The sequence below is a fragment of the Azospirillum baldaniorum genome (assembly GCF_003119195.2).
Lineage (GTDB): Bacteria > Pseudomonadota > Alphaproteobacteria > Azospirillales > Azospirillaceae > Azospirillum > Azospirillum baldaniorum.
Genome location: NZ_CP022254.1, coordinates 1,192,975 through 1,205,000, shown reverse-complemented (window position 1 = coordinate 1,205,000; position 12,026 = coordinate 1,192,975). Strand labels below are relative to the sequence as shown.

Annotated in this window: 8 protein-coding genes and 2 rRNA genes (1 of these 10 running past the window's edge); 6 read left to right on the top strand and 4 right to left on the bottom strand. The window is 67.8% G+C overall.

The window, feature by feature from the left end; translation table 11 throughout:
- Together Sp245p_RS19770 and rrf are read left to right on the top strand one after the other, a co-directional pair.
- A 23S ribosomal RNA gene (locus Sp245p_RS19770) occupies positions 1-1,512 on the top strand; it begins 1,236 nt to the left of the window's first position.
- A 132-nt stretch (positions 1,513-1,644) separates the two neighbouring features.
- Positions 1,645-1,760 (top strand): 5S ribosomal RNA (gene rrf, locus Sp245p_RS19765).
- 153 nt (positions 1,761-1,913) lie between these two features.
- Here the strand turns inward: rrf and Sp245p_RS19760 are convergent.
- Positions 1,914-2,150 (bottom strand): hypothetical protein, encoded by a 237-nt coding sequence (locus tag Sp245p_RS19760; protein ID WP_014197965.1) that lies wholly within the window; start codon positions 2,148-2,150, stop codon positions 1,914-1,916.
- 146 nt (positions 2,151-2,296) lie between these two features.
- On the opposite strand from Sp245p_RS19760, the gene Sp245p_RS19755 reads away from it, so the two are divergent.
- Positions 2,297-2,599, top strand: a complete 303-nt coding sequence (locus tag Sp245p_RS19755; protein WP_014197964.1) for a hypothetical protein — start codon at positions 2,297-2,299, stop codon at positions 2,597-2,599.
- Between the two features lie 87 nt (positions 2,600-2,686).
- Here Sp245p_RS19755 and Sp245p_RS19750 read toward each other — a convergent pair whose 3' ends face one another.
- A complete protein-coding gene (locus Sp245p_RS19750; RefSeq protein ID WP_014197963.1) occupies positions 2,687-2,875 on the bottom strand; it encodes a 4-oxalocrotonate tautomerase in 189 nt (62 codons plus the stop codon).
- Between the two features lie 42 nt (positions 2,876-2,917).
- Positions 2,918-3,745: a class II aldolase/adducin family protein gene (locus tag Sp245p_RS19745; protein ID WP_082188233.1), complete on the bottom strand. Its 828-nt coding sequence runs from the start codon at positions 3,743-3,745 to the stop codon at positions 2,918-2,920.
- A gap of 117 nt (positions 3,746-3,862) precedes the next feature.
- On the opposite strand from Sp245p_RS19745, the gene Sp245p_RS19740 reads away from it, so the two are divergent.
- The gene (locus Sp245p_RS19740) at positions 3,863-5,353 is read left to right on the top strand and encodes a sigma-54-dependent transcriptional regulator (protein WP_014197961.1); all 1,491 of its coding nucleotides are present in this window, start codon (positions 3,863-3,865) and stop codon (positions 5,351-5,353) included.
- A gap of 56 nt (positions 5,354-5,409) precedes the next feature.
- Positions 5,410-7,518 (top strand): cache domain-containing protein, encoded by a 2,109-nt coding sequence (locus Sp245p_RS19735; protein ID WP_014197960.1) that lies wholly within the window; start codon positions 5,410-5,412, stop codon positions 7,516-7,518.
- A 22-nt stretch (positions 7,519-7,540) separates the two neighbouring features.
- On the opposite strand, the gene fdhE is transcribed toward Sp245p_RS19735, so the two are convergent.
- Positions 7,541-8,455 carry a formate dehydrogenase accessory protein FdhE gene (gene fdhE / locus Sp245p_RS19730; protein WP_014197959.1) on the bottom strand — a complete coding sequence of 305 codons (915 nt, stop codon included), beginning with the start codon at positions 8,453-8,455 and terminating at the stop codon, positions 7,541-7,543.
- Between the two features lie 504 nt (positions 8,456-8,959).
- On the opposite strand from fdhE, the gene fdnG reads away from it, so the two are divergent.
- Positions 8,960-12,025: a formate dehydrogenase-N subunit alpha gene (fdnG, locus tag Sp245p_RS19720; RefSeq protein WP_082188232.1), complete on the top strand. Its 3,066-nt coding sequence runs from the start codon at positions 8,960-8,962 to the stop codon at positions 12,023-12,025.
- Position 12,026: the final 1 nt, after the last annotated feature.

The window sequence follows — 12,026 nt, the reverse complement described above, 5'->3', positions numbered from 1 at the left end:
GAGAATGCTGACATGAGTAGCGACAAACAGTGTGAGAAACACTGTCGCCGAAAGTCCAAGGGTTCCTGCGCAAGGTTAATCCACGCAGGGTGAGCCGGCCCCTAAGGCGAGGCCGAAAGGCGTAGTCGATGGGAACCACGTTAATATTCGTGGGCCAGCGGGTGTGTGACGAATGGGAAAGCGTGTCGGGCCTTATCGGATTGGCCCGGCTGGGGACCCGTTCCAGGAAACAGCCCCCGCATCAGACCGTACCCCAAACCGACACAGGTGGACTGGTAGAGTATACCCAGGCGCTTGAGAGAATGGTGTTGAAGGAACTCGGCAAATTGCCCTCGTAACTTCGGAAGAAGAGGGCCCCGTTGTGGCGCAAGCCATGGCGGGGGGCACAGACCAGGGGGTGGCGACTGTTTACTAAAAACACAGGGCTCTGCGAAGCCGTACAAGGCGACGTATAGGGTCTGACGCCTGCCCGGTGCCGGAAGGTTAAGAGGAGGGGTTCACGCTCCGAATTGAAGCCCCGGTAAACGGCGGCCGTAACTATAACGGTCCTAAGGTAGCGAAATTCCTTGTCGGGTAAGTTCCGACCTGCACGAATGGCGTAACGACTTCCCCGCTGTCTCCAACACCAACTCAGCGAAATTGAACTCTCCGTGAAGATGCGGAGTACCCGCGGTCAGACGGAAAGACCCCGTGCACCTTTACTACAGCTTTGCAGTGGTGCTAGGGATCTCATGTGTAGGATAGGTGGGAGGCTAGGAAGCCCGGGCGCCAGCTCGGGTGGAGCCATCCTTGAAATACCACCCTTGAGGTCTCTGGCATCTAACCGCGCTCCGTTCATCCGGAGCCGGGACCCTGCATGGCGGGTAGTTTGACTGGGGCGGTCGCCTCCCAAAGTGTAACGGAGGCGCGCGATGGTGGGCTCAGAGCGGTCGGAAATCGCTCGACGAGTGCAATGGCATAAGCCCGCCTGACTGCAAGACAGACAAGTCGAGCAGAGACGAAAGTCGGCCATAGTGATCCGGTGGTTCCATGTGGACGGGCCATCGCTCAACGGATAAAAGGTACGCCGGGGATAACAGGCTGATGACTCCCAAGAGTCCATATCGACGGAGTCGTTTGGCACCTCGATGTCGGCTCATCACATCCTGGGGCTGGAGCAGGTCCCAAGGGTTCGGCTGTTCGCCGATTAAAGTGGTACGTGAGCTGGGTTTAGAACGTCGTGAGACAGTTCGGTCCCTATCTGCCGTGGGTGTCGGAGTTTTGCGAGGATCTGTCCCTAGTACGAGAGGACCGGGATGGACATACCTCTGGTGCACCGGTTGTCACGCCAGTGGCATGGCCGGGTAGCTAAGTATGGACGGGATAACCGCTGAAAGCATCTAAGCGGGAAACCCACCTCTAAACCAGAACTCCCTTGAGAGCCGTGACAGACCATCACGTCGATAGGAGGCATGTGGACGGGCGGCAACGCCTGAAGCTGAGCCTTACTAATCGCTCGATCGGCTTGATCCTTCCCAGCAGGCGGCCCGCGCGCAGCGGCAAGCCCTGGGCGCACGAGCCAACACCGCAAAGAACAAGAGCAAACGTCCTCGCTCAACGAAACCTCTGCCGTCCCGTCCGGATCGTTCGCGTGTGCCTTGGTGACCTGGTGGTCATGGCGAGGCTCCCAACACCCGATCCCATTCCGAACTCGGCCGTGAAACGCCTCAGCGCCGATGGTACTGCGTCTTAAGACGTGGGAGAGTAGGTCGCCGCCAGGTCACCACGGCACACGCCAAACCATCCAAGGACGTGGACGCAGAAGGCTTCAGGCACACTTGACAATCGGCTTCATGAACGACCAAGCCGGCGCTTTCCCCTGGGGGAAGCGCCGGCTTTTCGTTGTGCCCGAAGTGTTGACGCGGGGCCCCTTTCTAGCCCTCCCCCGCCACCGGCGGGGGAGGGGACTGGTTGCCGGGGCGGCGATCGAGCTGGGTCAGGATCGTCTGAGCCTCCGTCAGCAGGGCGTCACGGACGCGGATGTATTGGTCGAGGGAGGTCCCGGATCGTTGCCGCGCCTGCAAGGCGGCGATCTGGATGTCGAGCGCGTCGAGATCGCGGTCGATGCATTTCAGCGCGTCGCGCGCCCGTTGCTCTTCTTGCGCGTTCATGGCCACTCCTCCCGTGTCTGGTCTGGATTTCCGGCGAATCGCATCCGAACGAGGTACGGCTTTTTGTTTCGGTCTCCCTGGCACTGCTTTTGCTGAACGAGTTCCGTTCACGAGCGTCCGCTCGGCAAGCTGAGAGGGAGACTACGATGGCGTCACGCGGAATCAATGCCGGTTTGGTGATTACGGTCGCTCAGAGTGCCATCGACTTTCTGTGGTCGCATTGGGACGGCTCGTCCAAATCCGTCCGCTCGGCGCTGATGGCCTCGGAATTCTGGACGCTGCAAGCCTATGGCCGGCATGGCCAGTGGGTGCAGTCGGTCACCCGCGACGCGCTGGTCGAGTTTCTCGGCAACTACATCGACCGGCGCATGGAGGTCGGCGACAGCGAGGACCGGGCGGTCGCCACCGCGGTTTACCGTCTCACGGGCAAGACGGTGGGTGCGGTTTGAACGCAGGCCAGGGATTGGTCTGCCTGTTTTTTGTCCGGATGCCCATGGGGTGAGCAATGCTTCCCATGGGCGTCCGGGAAGCGAATGTCACTCGGGGTCGGACCACAGCTTGCCGCCGCTGGCCCAATCGCTCTTCTTCACGTCGTGGAAGATGACATCGACCGCCTCCGGGCTGCAGCCGAGCACCGCGACCGAGGCGTCGGTGAGCGCCTTGGCGTAGGCGCGCTTCTGCTCCAGCGTGCGGCCTTCGAAAAGCTGAACGTTGATCAGCGGCATAGTCGTTCCATCCCCTCTGTTGCGGACCGCGGTCCGGAAAGCTCAGTTCCTGTAGTCCGGGCAGCGCCGGTCCAGGCGTCGCAGCAGCGCCGGCCATTCCAGTTCGCCTTCCGGCTCCGGATCGGCGGTGAGTTGCCGGTAGGTCTTGTCGCACAGCTCCGGCGGCGGCGACACCAGTTCCGCGCCAGTGGCCTGCGCGGCGAGTTGCATCCGGCACGCCTTGTCCAGCATGTCCATCAGGCAGAAGGCCTCCGCCACCGTGCGCCCGGTCACCAGACTGCCGTGGTTGTGGAGGAGCATCGCCCGGCGGGTGCCGAGATTGGCGACGAGGCGGACCTTCTCGCTGTCGGTCAGGGCCAGCCCCTCGTACCGGTGATAGGCGAGGTCGCGGTAAAAGCGCAGGGCGTGCTGGGACAGCGGGAGGAGCCCGTCCTTCAGCATCGACACCGCCACCGCCGCCTCGTTGTGAAGGTGCATGACGCAGCGCGCGTCCTCGCGCGCCGCATGGACGGCGCCATGGATGACGAAGCCGGTGGTATTCACCGGGTGGGGGCTGTCGCCGATGATGGCGCCGTGGATATCGATCTTCACGAGGTTGGAGGCGGTCACCTCGCCGAAGGTCAGGCCGAAGGGGTTGATGAGGAAGCGCCCCGGCTCCCCCGGCACGGCCAGCGAGATGTGGGTGTAGATCAGGTCGTCCCAGCCGCGCTCGGCGACCAGGCGGTAGGCGGCGGCGAGATCGATCCGGGCTTGCCACTCGGCATCACTGATGCCGGTGTCGGCGATGCGCGGTCCGGCATGGACAAATGATCCGCTGGTGTCCGTCACGGTCGGCTCCCGGTCTGTGCGATGAGCGGGAGAGCGTCGCATGGCGCGGCGCGGTTGTCCAAGCGGGACGCTGGGACTATTCCGGATTTCGGAAATCACTGGCCCGGCTTGGCTATGCTCCCTTAGACTGTGGGGCTTTCCGCCGCCGAGTGCACAGTGATGACCATGACCGCGCCTGTCTCCACCCCGTCCGACCGCAGCGCGCCGGAAGGGGGCCGAATGGAGGATCAGGCGAAGCCCTCCATCCTCGTGGTGGACGATGAGGAGGGGATTTGCAGCTTTCTGTCGCGCGCGCTGGAGCGGCGCGGCTGGCGGGTCGAGGTGGCGGGCAGCGCCGAGGAGGGCGCCCGGACGCTGGAGCGCATCCACGCCGAGGTCATCATCCTCGACGTCGCCCTGCCGGGCCGCTCGGGGCTGGACTGGCTGAAGGAGCTGATGGCCGGCGGCTACGCCGGCGAGGTGATCCTGGTCACCGCCTTCGCCGACATGGACACGGCCATCGACGCCCTGCGCTCCGGTGCCGCGGATTTCGTGCTGAAGCCCTTCCGGGTCGAGCAGATCCTGAACTCCATCGACCGCTGCGTCGAGCGCACCCGGCTGACCCGCGAGAACTATGTTCTGCGTCGGCAGCTGTCGAAGAAGGACAACGGGCGCGATGAGATTGTCGGGCGGTCGGACGCCATGATGCGGTTGCGCTCGCTGGTGCAGCGGGTGGCGCCGACCCCGTCCACCGTGCTGATCCAGGGCGAGTCCGGCGTGGGCAAGGAGCTGGTCGCCCGCGCGCTGCACGACCTGTCGCCGCGCGCCGACCGGCCCTTCGTGGCGGTGAATTGCGCGGCGATCTCCGCCGACCTGATCGAGGCGGAGCTGTTCGGCCACGCCCGCGGCGCCTTCACCGGGGCCAAGGACGCGCGCAAGGGGCTGTTCTACTACGCCCACGGCGGCACGCTGTTCCTGGACGAGATCGGCGAGCTGTCGCTGACCCTGCAATCCAAGCTGCTGCGCGTTCTGGAGGAGCGGCGCATCCGCCCGGTCGGCAGCGAACAGGAGGTGCCGGTGGACGTCCGCGTGGTCACCGCCACCAACCGCGACCTGAAGGCGGAGGCCGCGGCGGGGCGCTTCCGCCCGGACCTGTTCTACCGGCTGGAGGTGATGACACTGACCATTCCGCCGCTGCGCCAGCGCGCGGTGGACGTGCCGGAGCTGGCCGCGCTGTTCATGCGCTTCCTGCCGGTGCGGCTGGCCGTGCCGCCGCTGACCCTGACGCCGGAGGTGACGCGGGCGCTGATGTGCCATTCCTGGCCCGGCAACGTGCGCGAGCTGCGCAACTTCGTGGAGCGGTCGCTGCTGCTCGGCGAATTCCCGCTCGACGATCTGGACACCGCCAACGCCGCGGCGGTGGAGGCCGGCCTGGCCGCGGACCCCAGCCTGTGCGCCGCCGCGGTGGCCGGCAACCCGCCCTGCGCCCCCTGTCCGGTCCGCCACGTCCGCATGGACGGCGACAGCGACGTGCTGCCGCTGGCCGAGGTGGAGAAGCGCCACATCCTGACCGTGCTGGCGCGCTGTGACGGCAGCAAGACGCGCGCCGCCGATCTGCTGGGCGTGTCGCGCAAGACGCTGGACCGGAAATGCGTGGAATGGGGGGTGTGACGCCTCCATCTCCGGCGCCATCCTCGGCGCCTCGCCCCAACCCGTCCCGGCCCAACATGCTGAAGCGGCTGGCGGCGGCCTACGCGGAGTCGGTGCGGCTCAAGCTGCTGGCGCTGGTGCTGGCGCCGCTGCTGGTCGGCGCGCCGGTTCTGCTGATGATCGTCTGGGCCTGGGGGACGCAGGGCTACGACCAGCTTCTGGTCAACAAGGTCAGCTCCGACCTGGGCACGGCGCGGCAGTTCTTCGACCGGGTGCAGATGTCGCTGCGCAACGGGCTGGAGGGGGTGGCGACCTCCCATCGGTTGGCCCTGATTCTGGAGCGCGGCACGCCCGCCGACCTGCGCCGGCTGCTGGAGGAGGAGGCGGAGGAGCACGGGCTGGACTATCTGCTGCTGCTCGACGCCGGAGGCATGGTGCGGGCGGGCGGGTCGTTCGCCGTGCCGGCGGACCGCAGTGGCTGGTCGGTGGTGCGCGAGGCGCTGCACGGCTACGCGCAGCACGGGCTGGAGGTCTTCGCCCCGGCGGAGCTGGAGGCGCTGAACCCGGCGCTGCGCCGGGCCGCCCACACGCCGCTGGTGCCGACCCGCGCCGCCCGGCCCGATCCGCGCAATGTCGAAAATCATGGGGCCGAGGACCGCGGGCTGGTGATTCAGGTCGCCATTCCCTTCGACGGGCCGGACGGCCGTCTGCTCGGGGTGCTGGAAGGCGGGGTGCTGCTGAACGGCAACCAGGGCATCGTCGACCGGCTGAACACCATCGTCTATCAGGACGCCTCGCTGCCGCTGGGCAGCCAGGGCACCGCCACGCTGTTCCTCGGCGACACCCGCATCGCCACCAACGTCCGGCTGTTCGAGGGGCAGCGGGCGCTGGGCACGCGGGCGTCGCAGGCGGTGGCGGACAAGGTGCTGGACCGCGGCGAGCCGTGGCTGGGCTCCGCCTTCGTGGTCAACGACACCTACGTGTCGGGCTATCAGCCGCTGGCCGACACCGCCGGGCGGCGGATCGGCATGCTCTATGTCGGGTTCTTGGAATCGCCGCTGCGCGACACGCTGTACAAGGCGCTGGCCGGGCTGTTCCTGCTGTTCCTGCTGGTGTCGGGGCTGGGGACGCTGGTGGGTCTGCGCGGAGCGCGGGCCATCTTCCGCCCGCTGGAACGCATGGCCGGCGTCATCGCCCGCATCGAGGGGGGCGAGGATTCCGCGCGCATCGGCCCGACCGCCAGCCGGGACGAGCTGGGGCGGCTGGCCCGCGCCTTCGACCATCTGCTGGATTCCGTGGCGGCGCGGCGGTGGGAGCTTCAGCGCTCCGCCGAGGAGCTGGACCGCAAGGTGGCGCTGCGCACCGCCGCGCTGGAGGAGGCGAATGCCACGCTGCGCCGCGCCCAGCAGCAACTGGTGATGAACGAGAAGCTGACCGCCATCGGCGAGCTGACCGCCGGGGTGGCGCACGAGATCAACAACCCGGTCGCGGTGATCCAGGGCAACCTCGACCTGCTGCGCGAGGTGCTGGGCGACGGGATCGAGCCGGTGCGCCAGGAGGTCCGGCTGATCGACGAGCAGACCCGGCGCATCCACGCCATCGTGACCAAGCTGCTGCAGTTCGCCCGGCCCGGCGACTTCGCCGGCTACGCCGAGCCGACCGACGTCAACGGCGTGCTGTCCGACTGTCTGGTGCTGACCCGGCACAACCTGAACCGGGCGCGGGTCGTGGTGACGCTGGAGACGCGGGCGGGCGGCCCGGTGGAGATGAACCGCGGCGAGCTTCAGCAGGTGCTGATCAACCTGATCGTCAACGCCATGCAGGCGATGCCGGAGGGCGGCCGCCTGACGCTGGACAGCCGCGACATCGGCCCGGACGACCGGTTGCCGGGGGCGGAGCCCTTTGAGGGGGTGCTGGTGGGGGTCGAGGACACCGGGCACGGCATCGCGGCGGGCGATCTGGCCCGCATTTTCGACCCCTTCTTCACCACCAAGAAGCAGACCGGGACGGGGCTCGGCCTGTCGATCAGCTACGCCATCGTCCAGCGCTACGGCGGGCGGATCACGGTGGAGAGCGTTCCGGGGCGCGGCACCCGCTTCACCCTGTGGCTGCGGCGGCAGGCCGTCTATTCCGACCAGCCGACCGCGCCCTTCTTCGCCGCCCAGCGGATCACCGCGGGGGGTTGATCCCCCTTTACCCGGCGTCCCTTTACCCGGCGACCGCCAGGAACGGGTTGACGCCGATGCGGCGGTACTCCTCCTCGCCCAGCAGCAGGTCGAGCGCCAGGGTGGCGAGGTCGTCCGCCACCGGGTCGAGGCCCGGCGCCTTGTCCAGGAACAGCAGCTTCAGATAGCTGTGGCAGGCGTCGCAGGTCTCCGCCCGCACCGCGCCGTTGGCCTCCGTGCCGTCCGCCCCTTCGACGAAGCGCTGGGACACGTCCTTGCCGTCGCCGCAGGCCACGCAGGACGAGCGCACATGGTGCCAGGCGGTGTGGCAGATCCCGCAATGGAGATAGCGCAGGCCGCCGCTCTCCATGCCGACCTGCAACACGCCGGCGACCGGCGCGCCGCCGCAGACCGGGCAGGCGGTGGCGGTGGCATGGGTGGTCACCGACGCCGGATCGAGCGCCGCGGCGTGGCGCGTCCAGGCGGTCTGGAAGGCCGCGGCCAGGAAGGGTGCTGCGGCGAGGTCGCCGTCCTCCAGCGCGTCGCCGGCCCAGCGCCCGGCCAGCGCCTCCAGGGTGTCAGTGTCGGACGCGGCGAGCGCGGTCAGGGCGTCGCGCGCGCCGCCGGACAGGCTGTCCAGCCGGGCGGCCAGGGCGCGCAGGTCGGCGGCCCATTGCTCCTCCGGCGGCAGCGTGGCGGGGGTGGCGGCCACCGCCGTCTGGGCGTCGGCCAGCGTGGCGACGAAGCGCAGCCAGTCGCCCATGGCGTGCCCCTCCGCCAGCGCGAGCAGGCGCGCCGCCCGCCGGGCGAAGATCGCCGCGCCGGGCAGGCGCAGCGGGGCCGGCGACTGGCCCGGCACCAGACCGGCGGCGGCCATGGCGGCGGCCGTCGCTTCGGACATTGCCGCTTCGGACATCGCCGCTTCGGAAATCGGGGCGTCGGAGGAGGAGGCGGTCATGGTGGCTTTCCCGGTCACGGATCACGAACAGTCGGAAGGGATAGCACAGCGCAAGAACGGTGCCAGGAGGACGAATAGCCCTCTCCCCTCCGGGGAGAGGGTGGCCCGAAGGGCCGGTGAGGGGGCCTCGCGTTTCCGGTACGTCCGGCAAAAGCGCAACCCCCTCACCCTGACCCTCTCCCCGGAGGGGAGAGGGGACTTCATTGCGGCCTCCCCGACAGATTGTCCTCCACACAAACGTTAGGGACATTTTGTCCATCGCCGGCTGGACAAAATGTCCCTCAGAGCGGTGCGGGCATGGCCGTTCCGTCCGTTCACCCCAGCAAACGCACCGCATTCCGCCCGTGGCCCCGGCTGGCACGGAATCTGCCCTTTGGGGGATGCGCCGCTCCGGCCGGGTCACCCCGGACGGTGCGGCGCCGCCGGCTCCAGGCGCTCAAGCGCCGGGCCGGCATATCCTGACACCAGGGCCGACATCAGGGAGGTTTCATGCCCATCACACCCATGCAGGTATCACGGCGGCAGTTCTTGAAGGTCACGGCGGGCGGTCTCGCCGCCTCCAGCATGGGGGTTCTGGGCTTCCTGCCGTCCGAGGCGCTGGCCGAGGTGCGCCAGTTCCGCCTCGCCCGCGCCAAGGAGATCCGCAACACCTGCCCATACTGCTCGGTCGGCTGCGGCCTGCTGATGTACAGCCTGGGCGACGGCGCCAAGAACGCCAAGGCCGAGATCATCCACATCGAGGGCGACCCGGATCACCCCGTCAGCCGCGGCTCGCTCTGCCCGAAGGGCGCCGGCCTGCTGGACTTCATCCACAGCCCGAACCGCCTGAAATATCCGGAGGTCCGCGAGGCCGGGTCCAACAGCTGGAAGCGCGTTTCCTGGCATGAGGCGATCGAGCGCATCGCCCGCCACATCAAGGACGACCGCGACGCCAACTTCGTCACCAAGACCGCCGACGGCGTGACGGTGAACCGCTGGCTGTCCACCGCCATGCTGACCGCCTCGGCCTCCTCCAACGAGACGGGCATCCTGACGCAGAAGGTCATGCGCTCGCTGGGCATCGTCGGCACCGACGCGCAGGCCCGCGTCTGCCACGGCCCGACGGTGTCGGCGCTGGCCTCCACCTTCGGGCGCGGGGCGATGACCAACACGTGGGTGGACATCTCCAACGCCGACTTCATCCTGATCATGGGCGGCAACCCGGCGGAAGCGCATCCGGTCGGCTTCAAGTGGGCGGTCGAGGCGAAGAAGCGCGGCGCGCGCATCGTCGTCGTCGACCCGCGCTACAACCGCTCCGCCGCGGTGGCCGACGAGTATCTGCCGATCCGCGCCGGCTCCGACATCGTGTTCCTGGGCGGCGTCATCAACTGGCTGGTCGCCAACGACAAGATCCAGTGGGACTATGTCCGCGCCTACACCAACGCCGCCTACATCGTGAAGGAGGGCTACGGGTTCGAGGACGGGCTGTTCAGCGGCTACGACGCGGCCAAGGGCCAGTACGACCGCTCGTCCTGGAACTACGAGGTCGAGGCGGACGGGAACACGGCGAAGACCGACCCGACGCTCCAGCATCCGCGCTGCGTGTGGAACCTGATGAAGGCCCATTACGCGCGCTACACGCCGGAACTGGTCGAGGACCTGACCGGCACGCCGAAGGACGGCTTCCTGCGCGTCTGCCAGCATCTCGGCTCCACGGCGGTGCGCGACCGGGTCGGCACGATCCTCTACGCGCTGGGCTGGACGCAGCACACGGTGGGCGCCCAGAACATCCGCACCATGGCGATGATCCAGCTCCTGCTGGGCAACATCGGCATGCCGGGCGGCGGCGTGAACGCCCTGCGCGGCCACTCCAACATCCAGGGACTGTCCGACCTCGGCCTGCTGTCCACCAACCTGCCGGGCTACCTGACCCTGCCGTCGGAGAAGGCGCACCCGACCTTCGCCGACTACATCGCCAAGACCGCGCCGAAGGCGCAGGCGCCGGGCCAGCTCAATTTCTGGGCCAACACGCCGAAATTCTTCGTCAGTCTGCTGAAGTGGTTCTGGGGCGACAAGGCGACGGCGGAGAACAACTGGGGCTACGACTGGCTGCCCAAGTGGGACAAGATGTACGACGTGCTGCAGGTCATGGACCTGATGCACAACGGCAAGGTCAACGGCTTCATCGTCCAGGGCTTCAACCCGCTGACCTCCTTCCCCGACGCGCGCAAGACGGCGGCGGACTTCGCCAAGCTGAAATACATGGTGGTGATCGACCCGATCGCCACGGAGACCGCCTCCTTCTGGCAGAACCACGGCGAGGTCAACGAGGTCGACACCGCGTCGATCAAGACCGAGGTGTTCCGCCTGCCCTCCACCTGCTTCGCCGAGGAGGACGGCGCCATCGTCAACTCCTCGCGCTGGCTGCAGTGGCACTGGAAGGGCGCCAACCCGCCGGGCGAGGCGAAGACCGACCAAGAGATCCTGGCCGAGCTGTTCATGGCCGTCCGCACCCTCTACGCCAAGGAGGGCGGCACCGCGCCGGAGCCGATCCTCAACCTCTCCTGGCCCTACAAGAACCCGCTGGAGCCGATGCCGGAGGAACTGGCGAAGGAGCTGAACGGCCGCGCGCTGGCCGACATCCCCGACCCCAAGGACCCGACGAAGTTCCTGGCCCGCAAGGGCGAGCAGATCCCGAACTTCGCCCTGCTGCGCGACGACGGCACGACGATGAGCGCCTGCTGGATCTTCGCCGGCTGCTGGACGCAGGCGGGCAACCAGATGGCCCGGCGCGACAACACCGACGCCGGCCTGGGCAACACGCCGGGCTGGGCCTGGGCGTGGCCGGCCAACCGCCGCATCATCTACAACCGCGCCTCATGCGACCCGTCGGGCAAGCCCTGGGACCCCAAGCGCAACCTGATTTCCTGGAACGGCACCGCCTGGGCGGGTGCCGACGTGCCGGACTTCAAGGTGGACTCGCCGCCGGCCGACGGCATGAACCCCTTCATCATGAACCCGGAGGGCGTCGGGCGGCTGTTCTGCACCGACAAGCTGGTGGACGGCCCCTTCCCCGAACATTACGAGCCGATGGAAAGCCCGCTCGGCACCAACCCGCTGCACCCGAAGGTGGTCAGCAGCCCGGCGGTGCGCATCTTCAAGGCCGACCGCGAGCGGCTGGGCACCCATGACCAGTTCCCCTACGTCGGCACCACCTACCGCCTGACCGAGCATTTCCAGTTCTGGACCAAGAGCGTTCGGCTGAACGCCATCGCCCAGCCGGAGCAGTTCGTGGAGATCGGCGAGACGCTGGCGGCGGAGAAGGGCATCCAGGCCGGCGACTGGGTCCAGGTCTCCTCCAAGCGCGGCCACATCAAGGCCAAGGCGGTGGTGACCAAGCGCATCAAGGCCCTGAAGGTGGCGGGCCGCACCGTCCACCAGATCGGCATCCCCCTGCACTGGGGCTGGGAGACGGTGGCCAAGAAGGGCTTCCTGTCCAACACGCTGCCGCCCGCCGTCGGCGACTGCAACACCCAGACCCCGGAATACAAGGCGTTCCTCGTGAACGTCGAGAAGATCGGAGTGGCGTAAG